The sequence below is a fragment of the Fulvivirga kasyanovii genome, from assembly GCF_009711405.1.
Taxonomy (GTDB): Bacteria; Bacteroidota; Bacteroidia; order Cytophagales; family Cyclobacteriaceae; genus Fulvivirga; species Fulvivirga kasyanovii.
In genome coordinates, this window is record NZ_SMLW01000674.1 from 1 (window position 1) to 22,053 (window position 22,053).

The 22,053-nt window shown below is 45.2% G+C and carries 15 protein-coding genes; 3 read left to right on the forward strand and 12 right to left on the reverse strand.

Annotated features, from left to right (window positions below; all coding sequences use genetic code 11):
* The first annotated feature begins 194 nt into the window (after nt 1–194).
* Both E1163_RS28215 and E1163_RS28220 read left to right on the forward strand, forming a co-directional pair.
* Nucleotides 195–737, forward strand: coding sequence for a YfiT family bacillithiol transferase (locus E1163_RS28215; RefSeq protein ID WP_155176780.1), 543 nt, complete (start codon nt 195–197; stop codon nt 735–737).
* Nucleotides 738–1,228: 491 nt separating this feature from the next.
* Complete coding sequence (locus E1163_RS28220; RefSeq protein ID WP_155176782.1) at nt 1,229–1,531, forward strand: hypothetical protein; 303 nt, start codon at nt 1,229–1,231, stop codon at nt 1,529–1,531.
* Between the two features lie 204 nt (nt 1,532–1,735).
* Here E1163_RS28220 and E1163_RS28225 read toward each other — a convergent pair whose 3' ends face one another.
* The 6 genes from E1163_RS28225 to E1163_RS28250 all read right to left on the reverse strand — a co-directional run bounded on the left by E1163_RS28225 (nt 1,736) and on the right by E1163_RS28250 (nt 11,541).
* Complete coding sequence (locus E1163_RS28225) at nt 1,736–2,110, reverse strand: transmembrane 220 family protein (protein WP_155176784.1); 375 nt, start codon at nt 2,108–2,110, stop codon at nt 1,736–1,738.
* Nucleotides 2,111–2,215: 105 nt separating this feature from the next.
* Entirely contained in the window at nt 2,216–4,501 is a 2,286-nt protein-coding gene (locus E1163_RS28230) for a TonB-dependent receptor (protein WP_185156239.1), read from the reverse strand.
* A gap of 43 nt (nt 4,502–4,544) precedes the next feature.
* On the reverse strand, nt 4,545–5,417 hold the full coding sequence (locus E1163_RS28235; protein WP_155176788.1) for a sugar phosphate isomerase/epimerase family protein: 873 nt from the start codon (nt 5,415–5,417) through the stop codon (nt 4,545–4,547).
* 155 nt (nt 5,418–5,572) lie between these two features.
* Entirely contained in the window at nt 5,573–9,262 is a 3,690-nt protein-coding gene (locus E1163_RS28240) for a 3-keto-alpha-glucoside-1,2-lyase-like domain-containing protein (RefSeq protein WP_155176790.1), read from the reverse strand.
* 61 nt (nt 9,263–9,323) lie between these two features.
* Nucleotides 9,324–10,376, reverse strand: coding sequence for a sugar phosphate isomerase/epimerase family protein (locus E1163_RS28245; RefSeq protein ID WP_155176853.1), 1,053 nt, complete (start codon nt 10,374–10,376; stop codon nt 9,324–9,326).
* Nucleotides 10,377–10,401: 25 nt separating this feature from the next.
* Complete coding sequence (locus E1163_RS28250) at nt 10,402–11,541, reverse strand: Gfo/Idh/MocA family protein (RefSeq protein ID WP_155176855.1); 1,140 nt, start codon at nt 11,539–11,541, stop codon at nt 10,402–10,404.
* A 209-nt stretch (nt 11,542–11,750) separates the two neighbouring features.
* Here E1163_RS28250 and E1163_RS28255 point away from each other — a divergent pair, with 209 nt between their 5' ends.
* Nucleotides 11,751–12,977 (forward strand): nucleoside permease, encoded by a 1,227-nt coding sequence (locus tag E1163_RS28255; RefSeq protein ID WP_155176792.1) that lies wholly within the window; start codon nt 11,751–11,753, stop codon nt 12,975–12,977.
* Nucleotides 12,978–13,393: 416 nt separating this feature from the next.
* Here the strand turns inward: E1163_RS28255 and E1163_RS28260 are convergent, their stop codons facing one another.
* The 6 genes from E1163_RS28260 to E1163_RS28285 form a co-directional block, all read right to left on the reverse strand.
* Nucleotides 13,394–14,308: an ROK family protein gene (locus tag E1163_RS28260; protein ID WP_155176794.1), complete on the reverse strand. Its 915-nt coding sequence runs from the start codon at nt 14,306–14,308 to the stop codon at nt 13,394–13,396.
* A 63-nt stretch (nt 14,309–14,371) separates the two neighbouring features.
* The gene (locus tag E1163_RS28265; protein ID WP_155176796.1) at nt 14,372–16,024 is read right to left on the reverse strand and encodes a glycoside hydrolase family 13 protein; all 1,653 of its coding nucleotides are present in this window, start codon (nt 16,022–16,024) and stop codon (nt 14,372–14,374) included.
* An 8-nt stretch (nt 16,025–16,032) separates the two neighbouring features.
* Nucleotides 16,033–17,664: a glycerol-3-phosphate dehydrogenase/oxidase gene (locus tag E1163_RS28270; protein ID WP_155176798.1), complete on the reverse strand. Its 1,632-nt coding sequence runs from the start codon at nt 17,662–17,664 to the stop codon at nt 16,033–16,035.
* Nucleotides 17,665–17,666: 2 nt separating this feature from the next.
* Nucleotides 17,667–19,157 (reverse strand): glycerol kinase GlpK, encoded by a 1,491-nt coding sequence (glpK, locus tag E1163_RS28275; RefSeq protein ID WP_155176800.1) that lies wholly within the window; start codon nt 19,155–19,157, stop codon nt 17,667–17,669.
* Between the two features lie 8 nt (nt 19,158–19,165).
* Entirely contained in the window at nt 19,166–19,975 is an 810-nt protein-coding gene (locus E1163_RS28280; protein WP_155176802.1) for an MIP/aquaporin family protein, read from the reverse strand.
* A gap of 95 nt (nt 19,976–20,070) precedes the next feature.
* A complete protein-coding gene (locus tag E1163_RS28285; RefSeq protein WP_185156240.1) occupies nt 20,071–21,648 on the reverse strand; it encodes a sodium:solute symporter in 1,578 nt (525 codons plus the stop codon).
* Nucleotides 21,649–22,053 lie beyond the last annotated feature (405 nt).

Consider the following 22,053-nt stretch of genomic DNA (forward strand, 5'->3'; position numbering starts at 1 on the left):
TCAACACCAATATTTACCAGATGCTCCCTGACGGAGGCAATTTTATTTTTAAAATTCATTTATAACATTTCAGGGTTCGGATAAGGTAATCAGGGGTCTTAACTAATCCATAAAAAAATCGTAAGTACCTACAAGCTGCTCAATCTCAATAACTATAATCCGTAGGCTAAATTATAAAACTTAAATAATTATTCATGACAACTGACCAACTAGAATCTTTAAAATATCCAATTGGCAAATTTCAATGGCCTGTAAACACATCTCCCGATCAGGTAAAGGATTGGATTGAGCAGATAGAGGCTCTTCCTGCCAGGCTCCGCCAACTTGTAAGTAATCTTTCTAGCGATCAGTTGGATACACCATACCGCCCGGAAGGCTGGACAGTTAGACAGGTTGTTCATCATATTCCTGATAGCCATGTTAATGGGTATGTCCGGTTTAAATGGGCACTAACTGAGGATAGACCGGTGATAAAGGTGTATGAGGAGCAACACTGGGCGGAGTTACCGGATTCCAAATCAGCGCCTGTTGAGCATTCACTACTGCTACTTGAAGCCCTTCATGCTAAGTGGACGTACCTGCTGAAAGGGTTGTCAGTTGAAGATTTTGGCAGGGAGTATATCCACCCAGAAACCGGACGCAGCATACCGCTGGCTGCAGGCACTGCCCTTTATGCGTGGCACGGTGAGCATCATTATATGCATATTAAGCAACTTTTGGAGGTGAATGGGTGGTAGGTGTCGGTATTTAGTAACGGTGTGTGGTAATCGGTGTATTTGGCTGACAAATTTATTTTTTAGAATGGCAGCTTGCAGAGCTAAATTGCGGCTTTACTAAACTTCAGAAAGCATCTAACTCAGTTTCCTACATAGGCTGAACTGTACGCAGCAGCCTACTTAGGTAAACCCTTCCTGCCGTCAGGACGACTGCGGGGATGGACTGTTGAGTGGCTTTGGCTGTTCGTCAATGATTAGAGTTGACCTGTTTAAACTAAAACTTATTTACTGTTCACTGTTTATCGGTTTAAACACCCCTATAATCCCCTCTAGGGGATAGTAGTGCCGTGGAAATATTTGAAATTTCGATTCTTTAATGCACTTTTTTCCACCGTTTACTGTTTACCAGCCGTTTTTCCGATTATCAAACCCTGAGCACCGATTACTCCTCTTTCACCAACAAATCCACTTTAGCATTGGATATTTAAATCAACTAAAATTAGATTTACGGTATGCAAATTAATCTTAACGATCAGGACGATTTCACTATTGAAAGGTTGAGGTTGCTGATTGGTTCTGAGGATGATACGGTAAATACGCAATTCCGGGTGATGGAGGGTGGCATGCTGTTTCTTTCCAGGGTTACGGGGAATCGAGACCTTGAGGGGATCAGGTTTTGCCTGGAAACCAATGCGCGCGGGAATGGTTATGTGGGTGAAGTGGCTGCCAAGGATGATGTTTGGGTGAACAGGGTGTACGAGGTGATCAAAAGGAACTGGCCAGAGCCGGTGGCGCCTTATATTGATAATTTTTGAGGAGCTGTTTAAACATTAGATTTTTCTTTTAGAGTCCGATAACTTGTCTTGAATGGCGTAGAATTCACTTTAAGAGATATGTTAGTTCAGACTCCTGCTGTTGGTGGGTGATTTGGGGCAGCTTTTCATGGTTAGTAAGCCTTACAATCTTGGGAAGCTTAGTAAAGCTGTGCTGCTCCATTGCCGAAGCTTTTTTGACCATAATTATACTTTTGGGTAGCCTAATTTTCTTTCTTTGAAGTAGTAAAACAATAAAGCGCTGAGTGCGATTAAAAGGCCGAGGAACTCTCTGCTTTCTTCTATGTATGGTTTGGTTGCTTTCATTTCCTGGGCCAGCTCCTGTGGTGTGCCATGTTGCAACCAGTCCAATACTCCGGGGATGTAGAAAAAGCTGTAGATCAGTCCGGCTACAATGGATATCAGGATTAAACGTACCGGATAAACCTTGAAAAGGTATAATATTGGGATAAGCGCGACATATCCGTAGATCACTATCCAGAGCCATGGGTCGGGATCGTTGTATTGTAAAGCCGCAAATGCAAGAAATATCAATGCCAGAATAATGCTCGTGATTTTCATGTATAACAGGTTTATTTACAATCTCCGGATAAACTTACTCACCCTTGCCTTCCTGCCGGTATATTAACGGTCTCTAAGTCTATGCTCATATCATGTATTTCAATCTCAAAATTCGACTTTATAAACCAGTACCGGGATTATTCCCAATTGTTTTTTGATCTCTGCCTTTTTTTTCCGGAAGTCGTAATATCGAAATCCGTCATTTTCAACAGATAACATATTTTGGATGTCGATGGCAAACATTCTGCTATAGCCGGCTTTTTCCTTTTTAAAACTCACTCTGAAATCCATTCTGAAATAATCACCCAATTGCTCTGAAAAAGCCCTGTTATCCTCAAGTATAGTTTCTCCATTGGCCTGTGACATCGGCTCTGAAATTGGGGTTGCACGCAGGCCTCCCGCGTAAAAAATACGGCCGTTGAGCCCGGTAACCTTAACAGCTTCTGCACTCTTCTCTTTGGTATATTCCTTGCCTGCGGTAAAACTGAAGGTATAATTATTATTGAACCTCGAATCTCGCTCTACACCATCGCTGCCCTCATAGGCGGACTCAAACAAGGAGCCACTTGCGATGTAGTAAAACCCGTTGTTCATTGGCTTTTCGTAGGAAAGGTTTAACCCGTAAATCTCTCCACTGCCCTGATTATTTAAAGGCTCAAGGATATAATCATTTAAATGGTTTATTAATGAAAAAGAGCTCTGACGGGCAGCGCTTACCGGAATATCATATAGTCGCTCGTAAAACAACTGGGTGGTTAGCAAGGATTTGGTAAATATGTGGTTATAGCCCAGGCCGATGTGGTGTAATTTACTCATTTCCAGTCGCTTGTTGTCTGAAGAAAAATAAACCTCAGGATTTTGCAAACGGGCTTGATGGCTATAATTGAGACTAATGGTGCCCTGGGATGTAATGTTATAGTTTACAACCACGGAAGGCAGCCATGACGTACTGTTATTAAAAGTGTAATACATGTACCTGAGGCCTATCTGAGTAGTCCATTTCGGCGCCAGCAACGTATTCGCCAGGATATAGGGCTGGAACAGTAACCCGTCTGCACTTTCATCCATTAACGTGCCGCGACCTGTAAACATCTCCTCTGCAAAAATTTCATGGGTAGCATAATTAGCTGTAATTCCTGTCACCAAGCGGGTATGTCCCAGGGATGAAGCAAACTCAGCATTGGATGAAAGCTGGTAGCTCTCTGTTTCAAAATTCTCCGCATCTATGCCCGTTCCTTCCCGGGTTAAGCCCCTGGAGGTACGCTCATTTTGAAATGCAGAAAAGGCCGTACCTAAGGACAATGATGACCGCTGCCCTATGGACAGGATCTCTTTAAAACCAAAGGCTCCGGTTGCCGATGAGTAATCAACCGCGGTGCTGTCCTTGTCAATTTCCCATTCTCCCGGATCGTCAATACCTTCAAACTCGTTTTTGGATTTTCCTCCATAACCAAAAACGGACAGCCTGCCTCCTTTTTTCTGATCAAAGGAGACATGAAAAGCGGCATCCTGATAATTGATCTCCTCACCTCCAAAGTCAACGCCCAACTGGCTGAGCAGCCCCACTGTTGAATACCTGTAATTGATTAGAAATGAAGATTTACCTTGCTTTAAAGGCCCCTCAGCGGCCAGGTCCAGGCCTATCAGACTGGCTTGGGCTGTGTAACGGTTTTCCTGTTTATCACCACTTCGAAAATTCATATCCATAACACCGGACATGACATTTCCATACTGCGCTCCAAAGGGCGCTGTAATGAAGCCGGTTTCTCCCAGCATTTGAGTGCTTAGTACATTCACTCCTCCTCCGTTTGGAGTTGGCCGGTCACTTAAAGTCCCTGCATTGGAAAGGTGATTGGGGTTAAGCACATCCAGTCCCTCTACACGCCAGAGCAGGCCATTAGGTGATTTTCCATTGATGATGATGTTATTGTTCTGATCATTTTGTGGCACTACTCCGGGGAACGAGATCATTACCCTTGCAGGGTCAAGATAGTTGGCAGCAAAGCGTGTAGTTTGCTCGATAGATATACTTCGTTTTCCGACAGCATCAACATCAGCTATAAATGGCTGACTGCTTACGGTTACCGCCTCCAGCTCATTGTAGGCGGGAGCCAGCTCCATTTCGATATAGGCAGGCTTCCCTCCTTCCACCACCAGATCAATGTACCTGCGGTCATAGCCGATATGGCTAATTACCAAAACGTACCTGCCAACAGGTACACTTTCTATTGCGAAGGCTCCCTGCTCATCCGTAGCAGTTCCCAGTAATGGATCCGTATCCTTTAGATATACCTCCACACCTTCAACAGGCTGCCTGGATATCTGATCAAAAACATAGCCACTTACTTGTTGCTTTGGCTTCTGAGCGTGAAGCAAAAAAACTGAACCCATCAGTAAAAGTAAGAGACAAGTTCTCAATAAAAGCATTCCCGGTTTATGCAATGATCTTCTGCAGGTTATTGTAACTGGTTTTTACATTTTCAAAAGGGTCTCCTTCTATTCTGTCCTGCTCAACAAAAAAGTGCTTCAGGCCTGCTTTGTCTCTATTGGCAAATATTTGATTAAAATCAATCACTCCGGTGCCCACTGCCGTAAACTCACCGGCTTCATTCATGTCTTTTACATGAAAGAGCGGGAAACGTCCCTCATTTTCTTTGAACAATTGTATGGGATCAACATTTGCCTTCCGGGTCCAGTACAGGTCCAATTCCATTTTCAGCAGGTCTTTATCTGTTTCTGAAAGTAAAATATCGTAAGGCACTTCGCCCTGTAGTGTTTCAAATTCAAAGGCATGATTGTGATAACAAAGCTGAATACCGTTTTCTTTGGCAATCTCACCACATTTATTGAGCAATGCGGCAGTTTCTTTATAGGCATCCAGGGTCTCCCTTTCGAAATCAAAAAGGTAGGCGCACACCATAAATTTTTGTCCCACTTCCAGTGCGTCTTCTACTGCCTGCTCCCATCCATTGATCAGTGAGCCTTGTTTCTCTGGTGCCTGTTTCCCGCTGAGGTAGTGGCCACTTACAGCTTTTAACCCATTATCATCCAGCAGCTTTCTGAACTCTTTGGCTGATAAACCATAGTACTGCCGCTCTCCATATCCGGCTGATTCCACTTCCTTATAACCCATAGCCGCTATTCTGCCCAGCGTTGCTGCCGGATCTTCCGCCATCTGGTCGCGCAGGGTGTAAAGCTGAATACCTGTAGCGGGAGCCGCCTGGGACAGACAGGAGGGTATTACCATCAGGCCAACGCCTGCCAATGCACTGTATTTTATGAAGCTTCTTCTGGTATGGTTTTTCATCTTTGTTTGGTTTTGGGCTGCCTCTTACTGCCTTACCGGGTTGCCAAGGCAGTATGGAGCAACAGTTTCTGATTATGATATAGTTTTTATTTCATAGTAAGCCCTCTCCGGCACACACGCTTCCCCTCAGTTTTAGACCCGTTAAGCCTTTGAACTTACAATTCCCTGATCTTAATGTTTCTGAACCACACTTTATCACCGTGGTCCTGTAGCGCTATGTGGCCTTTTTTAGCTTTACCAAAGGCTGGCATATCTTTAAACTTGCTGCCTTTGATCATTTCTTCCCATTCGGGTGTGTGCATCTGGAACTCCACCAGTTTATACCCATTCAGCCAATGCTCCACATGACCATCTTTTGAAACGATCCTGGCATGGTTCCATTCTCCTCCCGGATTAACGGTAACGAACCGGGTGGCTATCATATCATAAAGGTCTCCTGCTCGATGCATTTCAATACGTCCGTCGGGGTGCTTGAGGTTATCCAGGATCTGCATCTCAGGCCCTGTCTGCCATACATACTCGTAGTCGTCATTTTCCACCACATTATAAATAACCCCACTGTTACCTCCTTCTTCAACTTTCCAGTCCAGCATCAACTCGTAATCCTGATATTCCTTATCGGTGATGATATCTCCACCACCTACTACCTGCCAGTCTTTTTTCTTCGAATTGTCAAGGTAAAGTGTACCATTGCCGGCTTTCCAGGCTGAGCCAATCTTATCTTCTTTGAAGGTTCTCCATCCTGCTGTAGTCTTACCGTCAAAAAGCAGTTTCCATCCTTCGCTTTTCTCTTTTTCTGTTAATTGATTATGTGGCACTGGTTTTACCGGGTTTACAAAGCCAGGTTTATCCTGCGGTATATTGTTCATGGTGTACCAGCCTTCTGTAGTCCATAATGATTGCTTTTCGCTACTGGTAAATGGATTGACTACTCTGAAATGAACAATATGGTTGGCTTCCATTCCTTCAAGTTCAAGGAATATTTTCGTTCTGTCGTCAGACATATGCAGGGATTTAATATTCAACGTTTTGAGATCAAGCTTAGGGCCTCCGTAATCTTCTGTAGGTTTGTAATACCATTGCTTAACCACATAATCATCAATATTTTGTCCCTGATCTGCCGCAATAGGCTGGGTAAACTCTACTTCAATGCCGTTAGTCCTGGCTCTGATGGCCAAAGGCTCAAATGCAGTTTTTCCGTTGTAGTGAAGCCGCTGCAAACCATGCCATAGCTTATCGTTTTGCTGCCAGTTGCCGGGGTTACCAATGCCTCCGATATAAAGGTCACCATCAGGCCCCCAGGTCAGGCGGTTAACCCCGGCTTCGAGTCCCTGAATAAATCTGAATACTGCTCCCTGGTATTTACCATCTACCTGCTCTACAAACACTCTTTTCACACCTCCGTGAGTAACTTCTCCATGGATCATCTGGCCTTTGTAAGGACCAAGGTCGAGGTACGACGGTGTGCTTGGCGAATTGCCTATCTCATCCTGCGGGAGCCAAACCAAAGGCAATGTTTCCTGTAGATTGGCGGTACCTTCGAAATCTACAGCCCTGGAGCCATACCATGCACCTTCCTTTACATGAACGATCTTGCTTGAAGGCAGCCAGTCGCCCTGATTATCTGCTACGAACAGCTCTCCGTCAACACCTATGCCTATGCCATTGGGCGTTCTCAGTCCGTGGGCAATAAACTCTATGGAACCATCATCTTTTGATATTTTGATGACTTTGCCCCTGTCAGGGATCTGAGGGTGCGCACTGGCTCCTCCGGGCATAATGGCAATGGCCAGGGCGGCATAGAAATGGCCATCTTTGTATTCCAGTCCAAAGGCAAACTCATGGAAGTTGGCTGATACTTTCCAATCATCGCTTACAGTCTGGTATTCATCGATCATCTCGTCGCCATTATGGTCGATAAGTTTGGTGAGTTCGTGTTTTTGAAGTACATAAATCTCATCGTCAACTACCTTCAGGCCCAGTGGTTCGGCAAGTCCAGAGGCTATTTGTTTCACTTTCATTTGGGCAGGGTCACCGGTGGCTACGCCTTCAACAATGTAGACAGGACCTACGGAGTCCCAGGTACATACAACAAGGCGGCCATCTGAAAGGAAGTCCATACCTCCGACACGAGGCTCAAAATCATCCGGACGTGCCTGGAACAGGTCAAATGCAGGGTGTACATCAACCAAAGGCTTCTGATCGCCAGGTATGCTCTTTTTCAGTTTTTCCGGGGCAATGTAGGGTATCACTTCTTTAAACATATCATTGCGATGCTTTAGCGCGGAAGCGGGAACGACTGAAAATTTATTATCTCCATATTTGGCCCACTGGAATGACAGTACAGCATTCCCTTTACCCTGGTTATACTCTATTTTAAGCTTGTTGGGCCCTTTTTGCAGATAAACCTCACCATCTTTAGCTTCAGGGTCATGAAAACCTGAATTATCTATAACCAGTTTGTCGTTTATATAAAGTTTTGAGCCGTCGTCAGAGACTAACCTGAATACATAGTTGGAGGTTTCTTCTATTTCAACAAAGCCTTTGAATTCGATGTAAACATCTTCTCTAAGCTCTCCCATATCGCTGGCATTTTCGAAATGAATAGCGGGAACAACTCCTGACGCCACAGGAGCAGTGGTTTTTACCAGTTCATCAAACCCGGTGTTGTAATCATTCCAGATATAGGCATTGGCGGCAAGGCCATCGTGCAGCTCGTCACCCCCCGCTTTAAAGGCTTCATTCTGTTCATTGAGTTGCAGTTTTATTGATGCCACTCCCAGCATAAGGTCTTCTTCCCTGTCCTCTTGCTGTTCTTTGGGAGGCTCGTTATCCAGGGAAAGGATGTATGCCATCATTTTTTTGGCGTCAACTTCCTGCAAGTCAGGGTGTGCAGTCATGGGTACTTCGCCCCAGTTACCGCTACCTCCATTAATTACCTTTTGGGCTAGGTCAATTGCCGAAGCTTCTGAGTTATCATATCGCTTGGCAATATCGATATAAGCGGGGCCTACGGTTTTTTTGGTTTCGTTATGGCAGGTTTTGCAATCGCTGTTCTCGATAAGTTGCTTGCCTTCCATTATGGGTCCCTCAGCTACAGCAGCTTTAGGCTCAGTTTCCCCACCGGCCATTTCCTGGTCAAACCCGGGATGGAAGTATACAGAAAGTTCTGTTTCACCATCGTTGTTGAGTACCAAAAGTCCCTCAACAGTATGGGTGGAGCCGCTGGTGTACATATCCTTCTTTTGGTTAGTAACCTTAAATTCACCGGAAGTTTCATAGTCCTTTTCTTCCTTCATATTAGTGAGGCTGGTTTTCAGACCTACCTGTATGCCCTGGGGCACATTGGCTACCGTAAAAGTTCTTGACAGCCCATTTTGTCCTTTTTTAGAAGTATATTCAGGCACTTCTTCTACCTGAATAGCATTCCCCTGATCATCTTTCAGTTCATATTTAAAGTATACCTGACCATTTTTGAACTGGTATCCTTTAAAGTCTACTTCGGGTTTAACTTCTGCGCCATTTTTCAGAAGTACCCATTGGGTATCATTCAGCTTATTAGCATAGTAGGCATAGCCTTTGGCCGTTGGCTGCGGGCCATGTTTGGTGGTGTAAACGGCACCATCAAAATTGACACCTCCTTCCCATGCCTTGTACAAGCCTCCATACCGGGCATCGTAGGCCACATAAAGTTCATTATGCAGGGCTACTGTTATTATTCGGGGTTGTTCATCCAGTACCGAACGGAAGACCCACGGATTCCGGGGCCTTTCTCTTATCTTTTCTTCTTTGGTACATGAAATCAATGAAAATAGGGCGACAACAATTAGAAGTGTTTTCTTCATAGGTATAGTGTTTTGCCACTTTTGATGGCAGTATTGTTGGTGATGGTATTTATAAATTTTGTCAGATACCGAGTATCTTGCGGTTCAGCTCGTCATTCGATTCCCCTCCTGCAAAATCATCAAATGCTTTTTGGGTAACCTCAATAATGTGGCTTTGAATAAAAGGCGCTCCTTCTCTGGCTCCCTGTTCCGGGGACTTGATGCAACACTCCCACTCCATCACTGCCCAGCCCCCGTAGCCATATTGGGATAGTTTGCTAAATATTCCTGTAAAATCTACCTGACCGTCTCCCAATGACCTGAAACGTCCGGGACGATCTCCCCAGGACTGATATCCTCCGTAAACACCGCTTTTGCCGTTGTAGTTGTACTCGGCATCTTTAACATGGAACATGCGGATGAACTCATGGTAGTGATCAATAAGCTGGAGGTAGTCTAACTGCTGTAAAACAAAATGACTTGGATCAAACAGCAACTTCACGCGGGGGTGTTTGTTGGTGGCTTCTACAAACCGTTCGAAGGTTATGCCATCGTGCAGGTCTTCACCGGCATGCACTTCGTAGCAAAGGTCTACGCCATGTTCGTCAAATACATTCAGAATAGGCTCCCATCGTTTGGCTAATTCCTTAAAACCGGCCTCCACCAACCCGTCAGGCCTTTGGGGCCATGGGTACATGAACGGCCAGAGCAAAGCTCCTGAAAATGTCGCATGCACGTCAATACCCAGGTTCTGACTGGCTTTCGCAGCCATTTTCACCTGATCTGCAGCCCATTTTTGTCTTTCCGCAGGATTGCCTCTCAACTCCGCCGGGGCGAATACATCAAACATGGTGTCGTATGCCGGATGAACTGCTACTAACTGGCCCTGCTGATGGGTGGACAGCTCGGTTACCTGCATGCCATATTGCTCTACAGTACCTTTAATTTCATCGGTATAGGTCTTGCTTTCGGCAGCCTTTTTCAGGTCAAAGCAGCGCTTGTCCCAGGTAGGGATCTGCACTCCTTTGTAGCCTAACTCCGATGCCCATTTACAAATGTTGTTGAGATTGTTGAATGGTGGCTCGTCATCAAGAAATTGTGCCAGAAATATTGCCGGTCCTTGTATGGTTTTCATCATTTGTTGTTGGTTTTGAAGTGGTTTACATCTTAATCCACTGGTTGTTCTTTTCTGTTGATTCAACTACTTTATCTATAAAGGCCATGCCCATTACGCCATCGTTTACATCCGGAAAGTCATAGATCTCCAGGTCAGGTTTTTCTCCTGCGCTTACAGCTCTGATGGCAAAGGCGAAATTTCTGTAGATATTGGCAAATGCCTCCAGATAGCCTTCGGGATGTCCGGAGGGAAGCCTTGTGTTTTTCCGTGAGGCTTCTGACAGGTACTCATTATTTACACCGGTACGCAGTATTTCTTTGGGCCTGTCAGTCCATTTTAACTGTAGTGTGTTGGCATCGGTGTGGTTCCACTCCACTCCTCCTTTTTCTCCATAAACGCGAAGTTTCAGGTTATTTTCTTCTCCGGCAGCTACCTGGCTTGCGATCAATACACCGGATGCGCCGTTGTCAAACCGAAGGAGAACGGCACCGTCATCATCCAGCTCGCGGCCTTCAACTACTTTGTTGAGGTCTGCACATACGTTGCTTATGGCCAGTCCACTCACATATTCGGCAAGGTGAGCCGCATGCGTGCCAATATCACCCATACAGCCACTTTTCCCTGACCGGGAAGGGTCTGTCCTCCAGGAGGCTTGTTTTTGCCCCTCTTTCTCGATATTGTCGGTAAGCCAGCCCTGGGGGTACTCGACATATATTTTCCTGATCTTCCCCAGCCTGCCCTGTTTTATCAGGTTTCTGGCTTCTTTGACCATAGGATAGCCGCTATAGGTGTGAGTTAGCCCGAAAAGCAGGCCTGTTTTATCTACGAGTTCTTTAAGTTCAAGGGCTTCACCCAGAGAAAAGCATAAAGGTTTGTCGGACATGACATGGAATCCGTGCTCCAGGGCCATTTTGGCCGGACCGAAATGCAGGTGGTTCGGTGTAACTATAGATATGAAATCCATTCGTTCTCCTTCCGGCAACCGGCTTTCTTTTTCTATCATTTGCTCCCAGCTATCATATACCCGCTGCTCATCCAGATATAATGCCTGACCGGTTTGTTTTGACTTTTCGGGATTGCTGCTGAAAGCTCCGCAAACCAGTTCTATTTCCTGATCCAGTGCGGCAGCATTTCTATGTACTGCTCCAATAAAAGCATCTGCTCCGCCCCCTACCATACCCATTTTAATCTTGCGGTTTTTCTTTGCCATAGGCTTGTTTTAGGAATAAAAAGTTAGGTAAAAAAACAGGCATTTTTCAGCCGTTATCGGGTCAATATAAAAATTATGAGTGACTTTAAAAATGTAATTTCTGATGCAAACGTTTGCGGCTGATGATGAATTTGCAGATTTTAAAATTAAAGGTTATTATCCCGTTCAAAACCTCTAAAACTATGAATAAAACGATCCTTCCCAGGCTAAGTACCATGATGTTTTTACAGTTTTTTGTATGGGGCGCCTGGTATGTAACAATTGGAAATTATATGACTGCCCATGGTATGGCAGACCTTACTCACTGGCCATATACCGTTAACCCTATAGCTGCCATCATTGCTCCATTTTTCCTGGGCATGATCGCTGACCGGTATTTTGCTACAGAGCGGGTTTTAGGCGTGCTACACTTGCTGGGTGCAGCTATTATGTTCTATGTACCGCAGACTACGGATAACCCTACCTTGTTCATTGCCATGCTGCTGGCCTATAATTTATGTTATATGCCTACGCTGGGGCTTACCAATTCCCTTGCATTTCATAACATTCAGGACCAGGAAAGACAGTTTCCGGTAGTAAGGGTGTTTGGAACGATCGGGTGGATTGCTGCTGGTCTTTTTATTAGCTATGTCCTTGTATATTTTGTAACGGACAGATTGCCTGACACTACACCTCTTCCACTTTACACTACGGCATTTTCCAGTGTATTACTGGGGCTTTATAGCTTTTCTTTGCCTCATACACCTCCTCCGGCAAAGGGTGAAAAGACTTCTTTAAGAAGTATATTGGGGATTGACGCTTACCATTATTTAAAGAGCAAATCATTTATTGTATTCCTGATCAGTTCTTTTCTTATCAGTATTCCTTTAGCAGCTTATTATAATTTCGCTCCCATTTTTGTGAACTACACCGGTTTTGAGCGTCCTGCGGCTACCATGTCTCTTGGACAGGTTTCCGAGGTGGTGTTCATGCTTTTGATGCCTTTGTTTTTTGTGAGGCTGGGTGTTAAAAAGATGTTGCTCCTGGGTATGGGTGCCTGGGTGTTGCGTTATGCATTTTTTGCCTTTTCAGCGCCTGATGGTGTATTCTGGATGGTAATAACCGGTGTTTTGCTTCATGGTATCTGCTATGACTTCTTCTTTGTTACCGGCCAGGTGTATGTGGATAAAAAATCGACGGCCAAGATCCGTGGGCAGGCTCAGGGATTTTTGGTGTTTATCACGTATGGTGTGGGTATGCTTATTGGCGCTCAGATTGCGGGTGAGGTATATAATAGTTTCCTGGGTACAGCGGAAGCTCTTACTCCGTCCCAATGGAATAATTTCTGGCTGATCCCTTGTGCTTTTGCCGGTGCTATTATGTTGTTTTTCGGATTGTTGTTTAAGGATAAGGTTGATCAGAAGCAGTAGCCAGTAGGCAATCGGCAGGGGCAGTAGGCAAATTTATGGTATCGGAGAAAAATGGATGGTCGGGGGACAGTCCACGGTGTGGGTGGTATGGTCTCACCCGGCAACGGACTGTAGGTTAGCTTTGGCCTGAATGCCCTCTCCGACGCGGAGAGGGAGTTTTGACTTTTGTTATTGTTCGGTTGATTTTGGCGTATGATGTTTATCATACTCAATAAAATGACACGAATTACGCCTAGAACCCGTCATTCCTGAATTTTCGTGTATGCGTGTGTTTTTATGCAGAAGTACAATGAAAATATCAGGCATCTCCCCGATCGCGGCAGTGCCAAACCTTCGTCAGTACACTTAATCGGAGGATTCCAATCTTCGCTGCGCTGCGTTTGGAATGACGTGGTAGGCGTTAGGCGGTGGTAAACCTAACCCACCAGTAAAGCTGCGCCGAATACGCCGGCGCTGTCTCCTAGTTTAGGCTTCACTATCGGGGTTTTGAGGCTGGTGTTGAAGGTATATTTTTCGGCTTCTTTGACGCCTTCTGAGTAAAGTATGTCGATGTTTCCTACTCCTCCTCCGAGCACAATTACGTCCGGGTCCAGTATGTTGATGATATTGGAGATACCCAGGCCAAAGAAATGAGCGAGCCTTTCCAGGGTCTCGGCGGCATGTTGATCCCCGTCTCGCCGGGTTACGATGTCTTTTAATTTTTTGGATGTACCTGATATTTGCTCGTAATATCGCTCTAAAGCCGGGCCGGAAATAACGGTTTCCACACAGCCTGTTTTGCTGCAGTAGCATTTACCTCCGGAGGCATCCAGGAAGTTGTGCCCCCACTCTCCTGCTATACCCTGATGGCCGTTGATGACTTTGCCGTTCACCACTATGCCTCCTCCTACTCCGGTTCCCATAATTACACCAAAAACAACTTCTGCATCAGGGTTGATATCCTGCACCACTCCGAGTTTGGTTTCTGCCAGGGCAAAACAGTTTGCATCATTGGCCATTTTCACTTCAATACCTAAAAGGTCTTCCAAATCCTGCTTGAAAGGCTGCCCGTTAAGGCTTGTTGAATTGCTGTTTTTCAATAACCTAGTTTGTGGGTCAAGGTTTCCCGGGGTACCTATACCGAGGATCGACGGAGAGCTTTTCACCTCATCAGCCATCAGATCAATCAGCTCTTTGATCCTATTCAGGATGTGCTTGTAGCCTTTAGAGGCCTCGGTGGCTATGCGGGTACGGCACAGTACTTCTGATATGTTGACTGAATCTATTACCACGCCTTCTATTTTTGTACCGCCAAGGTCAATGCCCCAGAGTTTGTTGTTGTCTTTTGCCATTTTTATAATCACGATCACCCTTTTCAGTACAGGGCGTTACTGGTTAATTTTTAATATAAAGCTTTATTTCACTTTGAACAGTTTGGCTTCCCATGGCCTCATCACAGCGGTTTCATTTACACTCTGATGGTTGTTCATTTGTAATTCCAGGCTGTTTCCAACTTTTTCGGTGAATGACTGCTCGTTGTCTGAAAAGTTTAAAACTACAAGAAAATGGCCGTCACTATCGAATCTTTCATAGGCGTAAATGTTCGGATCATCCTTGAGCAAACATTTGTAATCGCCATAAATTAACGTTGGGTGTTCCTTTCTAAAGGCTATCATTTTACGGTAGTAACTCAGGATGGAATCTTCATCATATTGTTGAGCCTCAACATTGATATCTTTATGATTAGGATTTACTTTTAACCAGGGTTCAACGGGTGAAAACCCACCATGTTTTGTGGCATTCCATTGCATTGGGGTTCTTGCATTGTCCCTGCTTTGCAGGTGGACCAGCTTCATAAAATCATCCATGGGTTTGCCTGCCGCTTCGGCTTCTTTCCAACTGTTCAGGGTTTCGATATCGCGATAGTCGTCGATGGAGAGGTGGGCCACATTGGTCATACCGATCTCGTCCCCCTGATAAATGTAGGTAGTGCCGCGCATAGAGAGTAAGAGGGTAGCCAATAGCTTAGCTGACTGCTTCCAATAGGCTTTATCGTTTCCAAATCGTGATACTATCCTCGGGAAATCGTGATTGCCCAGAAATATGCTTCCCCAGCCTTTACCTTTAAGTTTTTCGTCCCAGGCAGTAAATACATTCTTGAAATCCACGAGGTTCCATTCCACAGGGTCATATTTCCCGCCGGGGCCGTTATCCATGAACATGTGACCGAAGTGGAAGATCATATTCAGCTCTTTCCCGGATTCCTCCACGTAGTTTATGCCGTGTTCGAGATCAATACCGGGGCCTTCACCAACAGTCATGATATCGTAGTTGGCAAGTACTTCCCGGTGCATTTCCTTTAGAAACTCATGTACCCGCGGACCGTTGGCATAGTAGCGGTTAATAATAGTATTAAAGTCTTTGATGTCTGAATCAGGAAAATCAGTCCTTTTAGACAAGAGCGATACTACGTCCATTCTGAAACCATCTATGCCCTTATCGAACCAGAATTTCATGACATCATACATTTCCTGCCGTACTTTGGGGTTTTCCCAATTCAGGTCTGGTTGTTTCTTTGAGAACAGGTGCAGGTAGTATTCTTCCGTGACAGGGTCATATTTCCAAACGCTGCCCCCAAAGAATGAAGGCCAGTTGTTTGGTGGCTGCCCGTTTTTGGCGGGCTTCCAATAGTAATAATCGCGGTAGGGGTTATCTTTTGACTTCCGCGATTCGCGGAACCAGAAATGCTCATCGGAAGTATGGTTAGGCACAAGGTCCATAACCAGTTTCATCTCCCTGTCATGCACACCTTTTAGGAGCCTGTCAAAATCGGCCATGCTGCCGAATTCATCCATAATATCGCGATAATCGCTGATGTCGTAGCCATTATCGTCATTAGGTGATTTGTAGATCGGGCAGACCCAGATAATGTCAACACCAAGTGATTTGATGTAGTCCAATTTATTAATTATACCCGGAATATCGCCGATACCGTCATTATTGGAATCATTAAAACTTCTTGGGTATATCTGGTAAACCACACTTTCCTTCCACCAGGTTCTTTGCATTGCTTTTGTCATTTTACAGGATCAAAATGTGAGGCTTCATAAATTGCCTGCTCTATATTCTCAATTTCTGTATCGAGCCTTTCTCCAGTCCAATTAAATTGGTTTTGCATGAACCTGGACAGGAGTTTATAATGTGATTTAACACTTTCAATATCGAAATAAAGTCTGCCGGTCCTTCTTATGAAAAAATCACAAAGGGTATTGACGAGCTCATTTTCTATGCAATATTGACACTCTGCCTCCAGCAATCCATATGGGGTTTTGTCTTTTCGCTTTTTCAATATTTCCTCGGTTTGAGTGCCATAATTCCCGACAAGGTAATCGGCCTCTGCTTTGTCTATTTCGTCCTCCAGTGACTGGGTGTAGCGTTTAATGGACAGGGCATCCATAAACTTTCCTCCTCCTAAAGGGATCTCATTGGTGCGGCATGATCCGAGTTCTTTTGAGAGGCCTTTATCTTTGAGTTTTTTAATGGTCAGGTCAGTGACCCTTTCTGCCATCTTCCTGTAGCCGGTGAGCTTCCCTCCTGCAATAGAGATCAGGCCGGTATCCGAAACGAAAATTTCGTCTTTGCGCGACAATTCCGAAGCTGATTTTCCCTCCTCGTGGATCAACGGACGCAAACCGGCCCAACTGGATCTGACATCGCTAATGTTAATATCCGAGTCAGGAAAAGCATGGTTTACAGCATCAATCAGATATTCTACGTCTTCCCTATTGGTCAATACATGCTCTTTGTCGCCAAAATAATCGGTATCAGTGGTTCCGATATAGGTAATCTTTCCTCTGGGTATGGCGAAGATCATGCGGCCATCCGGCACATCAAAATATACGGCTTGCTTTACGGGCAGCTTTTCATGATCGACTACAATGTGTACTCCTTTAGTAAGATGGAGCCGTTTTCCTTCCAAAGAGTGATCCTTCTTTCTTATCTCGTCAACCCAGGGGCCGGTGGCACTTACCACGAGGTCAGCACTGATTTCAAATCTATCGCCATTGAGTTTATCACTGGCTTTTACACCTGTCACCCGGTTGTTGTGGTAAGTTAACTCATGAGCTTCTACATAGTTGAGACATGTGGCACCAAAATGGGCTGCGGCTTTCATCACTTCTATTGTGAGCCGGGCATCGTCTGTGCGATATTCTGCATAAATGCCAGCTCCCTCCAGGTTTTTCTTATCCAATAAGGGCTCCTTCGACAAAGCCTCTTCCCTGTCCAGCATTTTCCTTTGGTCGGCACTTTGCACATCGGCAAGCACATCGTAGACCATGAGGCCAAATGAGGTAAGCAGTTTGCCAAAATTGCCTCCTTTGATCAGGGGCAGAAGCATTTTTTCGGCTGTTACCAGATGTGGGGCCAGCCGGTGAAGTGTGGCCCTTTCCCTGCCTACTTCTCTCACAAGGGCTATTTCAAATTGCTTGAGGTATCTTAAACCTCCGTGGATCAGCTTTGTGGAGCGGCTACTGGTACCAGATGCAAAGTCTTCCTTTTCTACCAAAGCCACTCTAAGGCCTCTTGAAGCAGCATCCAGAGCTATCCCCACACCAGTTATTCCTCCTCCGATAACCAGCAGGTCAAACCGGGAGGATTGCAGGTCATTTAATAAGATAGAGCGATCCAGCGCTGACAAGGTAATCATAACTACTCTTCTTCAATCCAGTTCATCGTACGTTTAACGGCTTCCTGCCATTTTTTGTATAACCTTTCACGGGTCTTGTTATCAAGCATGGGCTTAAAAACCCGGTCTATTTTCTGGAGCTTTGCCAGGTCTTCCTGTTTCCACATCCCAATGCCAATGCCTGCCAGGTAAGCCGCACCCTGAGCCGTAGATTCGATTACTTCGGGCCTTACCACTTCCACGCCTAGTATATCGGCCTGAAATTGCATCAGATAATTATTGGCAACGGCACCACCATCAACTTTCAGTGATTTGAGATCGACTTTAGAGTCTTTTTGCATGGCTTCCAGTATATCACGCGTCTGGTAGGCCAGTGAATCCAGCGTTGCTTTTACCAGGTGGCGGCTATCGGTATCACGGGTAAGGCCAAATATGGCTCCACGCGCGTACATATCCCAATAAGGTGCACCCAAGCCTACAAAGGCCGGCACTACAAATACGTCTTCCGTTTCTTTGACTTCTTCAGCCATGGCTTCGGTTTCCGTGGTATCTTTAATCAACTTCAGACCATCACGCAGCCATTGCACTGCCGCTCCGGCCACAAACACACTACCCTCCAGCGCATAATGAACTTTCCCGTCAACACCATAAGCTATGGTGGTAATCAACCCGTTTTCTGACAGTTGCAACTTGTCTCCGGTATTCATGAGCATAAAACAGCCGGTGCCGTATGTATTCTTTGCCATACCCACCTCACAGCAGGCCTGACCAAACAAGGCTGCCTGCTGATCTCCCGCAATACCTGTTATGGGTATCTCCTCTCCGCCAAATTCCCATACGCCAAAATGGGCTGCTGAGGGTTTAACCTCCGGAAGCAAAGATTTGTTTACCCTTAGTAAATCGGTCAATTCCGTATCCCACTTTAGCAGGTTAATATCGTAAAGCATTGTGCGGGAGGCGTTTGTATAATCCGTTACGTGTTGTTTGCCTTTGGTAAGGTTCCATACAAGCCAGGTGTCTACAGTGCCGAAAAGCAGTTCCCCGGCATCTGCTTTATCCCGTGCCCCGGGTACATTGTCCAGTATCCACTGTATCTTGGTGGCTGAAAAATAGGAATCAATTACCAAACCGGTCTTTTCTCTGACCATATTTTCCAGGCCTTTTTGCTTTAGCTCGTTGCATATGGAGCTGGTACGCTTATCCTGCCATACAATGGCTTTATGGACCGGCTTTCCGGTGGCTTTTTCCCAGACTATGGCGGTTTCACGCTGGTTGGTAATGCCTAATGCTGCAATTTGATTTGGCTTGACCTTTTGATTGGTGATCAGTGCAGTTAATACTTCAAGCTGGGTCTCCCAGATTTCCCGGGCATCGTGCTCGACCCACCCCGGCTTTGGAAAGTACTGTTTGAACTCTTGCTGCTCAATGGCCAACAATTCTCCTTTATCATTAAAAAGCACGGCCCTCGAACTGGTAGTACCCTGATCCAGGGCTATGATGTATTTGTCCGCCATAAACTATTTTATTTTTGCATTTTAACTTTTTTCTTCTGATCCTGTACTATGGCATAAACTGCCGACAAAACGGCCAGGCCTATTATTACAAAATATGCTGGTTTCATTTGCTGATCAAACAATATCCTGTATAGTACGGCACCCAGTATACCTCCTAAAACAGGTGCAATGACCGGCACCCAGGCGTAGGCCCAATCGGAGGTTCCTTTGCCTCTAATGGGCAGAAAAAAATGGGCTAATCGCGGCCCCAGATCCCTTGCCGGGTTGATGGCAAAGCCAGTAGTCCCTCCAAGTCCGAGCCCGATCACCATCACCAGGCCACCTATGACAAGTGGATTCAGTCCTTCCGTGAATTTATTGGCTCCTACGAACAGTATTCCCATTACCAGGATCATAGTCGCTATCATTTCACTTACAAAATTGGCTGCATAGGAGCGAATGGCTGGGGCTGTACAAAACACACCCAGTTTGGCGGCTTTATCCTCTGTTTTGTCCCAGTGCGGCAGGTAATGAAGCCAGACAATAACCCCTCCGGTAAATGCACCAAGGATTTGTGACAGTACATAGCCGGGTACTTTGCTCCAGGGGAACTCTCCAATGAAGGCCAGTCCAATGGTCACGGCCGGATTGATATGAGCGGCACTGATATTTCCTACTGCATAGATCGCAAAGGCAACGGCCAGCCCCCAGGCTACGACTATTACCAGCCATCCGGCTCCTTCAGAAATTGTGCCTTTTAAAACAACACCTGCTACTACACCTCCCCCTAAGATAATGAGTAACATGGTTCCGATAAATTCTCCCAGATATACAGACATAGCGATCAATTTACCAAAAGGAAATGAAAAATACCCGGGTCACCGAAATTAATCTGCATAACGACTTTCATATCTCATGCTATTGCTCTGAGCATCTAATAGATGACCAGAATAATACTTACTATGATAACCAGGATCACGGCATGTACCCTGTAGTTCTTGTACCACGCCAGCTTGCTCAGCTCAAGGGTCTCTGCCCTGTACTCACCTATTGACCATACGGTATTTTTCAATACCTCATCAGACTGGCGTTTTCCAAACATTGACCCTGCTACCATGGCTATACAACTCAAAAGGAAGTGCAAACCGGTCATGTAAAGGAAATGCGGTTTCCATGCAGCATCGTTGAATATAATGGAAAAGAGTGTAATGATTGAACCTACCACTATGGTCCAGCGGGCACCGGTAGTGTTGGCGCCTTTCCAGAACAGTCCCATTATAAAAAGGGCAATGATCGGTGGGCAGAACCATGACAATGCCTGCTGCAGGTAATCCCACAACTTCTCAAAATGGATAATTTGTGGTGCCCAGGCTGTAGCAATCACCATGACTATAAAAGTTACCCAGCGCCCCATTTTCATGAGCTGTTCCGTAGTTTTTTCAGGCCATATTTTGGTAATAAAGTCCATAGTTACCAATGTGGATACGGAATTAAGCCCTGAATCTATGCTGGACATTAAAGCTGCGATAAAGCCAGCAAGCACCAGTCCTAATATTCCGGTAGGTAACAGGTCGAACAGCATGGTTGGATATAGGGTATCCACTTTATCTATTTCCGGGTAGATCACTCTGGCAAATGCGCCGGGAAATATCATGATAAACAAAATAGAGATCTTCAAAAGCCCTGCAAACATAGACCCCCATTGACCATGTAGTGTGGTTCTGGAAGCAAGTGCCCTTTGGGTAATATACTGGTTGGTGCCCCAAAAATAGAAGCCCAACAGAAAAACTCCCGTGAATAATCCCGGCCAGGGCAGTTCGGGGTCTGAGGTTGACCTGACAATATCAAAGTGATCAGGGTCTGTAACCTTCATCACTTCTGCAAAACCACCTGAGGCATCCCACGCATAATAGGTAATGAGCATGCTGCCAAAGATCAGGATCACGGCCTGAATGGCATCGGTGTAAACCACGGCGCTTAAACCTCCTGAGATAGTATACAAACCGGCAATTACAGCCAAAACAGAGATGATCACCCAGAGCTCAAACTGCGGGAATATAAGTTGAATAAGTATACCTCCTGCGTATAGTGTAGCTGCTACATCCACTATTACATTAAGTATGATGGCTATGGCTGACGCGTAGGCACGGGTAAAGTAATCAAAGCGTTTGTTCAGATATTCCGGTACTGTATAGATCTTGTTTTTAAGGTAGAACGGCAGGAAAAAAACAGCAAATATGATCAGTACAAATACGGCCATCCATTCGTAGCTAAAAACGGAAAAACCGGTCACGTAACCGGAGCCGGTGAGACCGACGAGGGAATTACTGCTCATATTGGAGGCAAAGAGTGAAAAACCAATCAACGGCCAGGTAAGGTTTCTGCCTGCCAGGAAGTAGTCTTCCGCATCTTTATGCTTTGACCCGAAATAGAGCCCAAGCAATACAACAAACAGCAGGTAGAAGATAACAATACCTATATCTACGGGCTGTAGTTTATCGTAAAAGTTCATTTCCATAACATGTAAGGGGTAAGTTGAAAAATGGTGGCGGGCTTCAGGTTAAACAAAGGGATGAAATGCATTAAAATAAAGGTTATGTGCAAAAATATTATCCAGCCCCAAAGCCCGACCCGAATGTTAATAATAAGAATAATAAGGAGGTTTTCATAAATATTAGACTTACAATTTCACCATCACAAAAACGCAATCGTTTGCGGAAAAAATATAGGTTTTGTGCTAAGTCTATTTAAAAAAAATACTTATATATTTCGTTTACCAGGCTGGGCAGGCTCCCTGTACCTCTCAGCAAAAAGTACAAATGTTCGTCAAATAAATTCAGATAAAGGCAGGTGCGCCTGCCGAAGAAAAACCTTACTTACATCAATCCATGTTCGAGTTATCACAATACTATTTTGG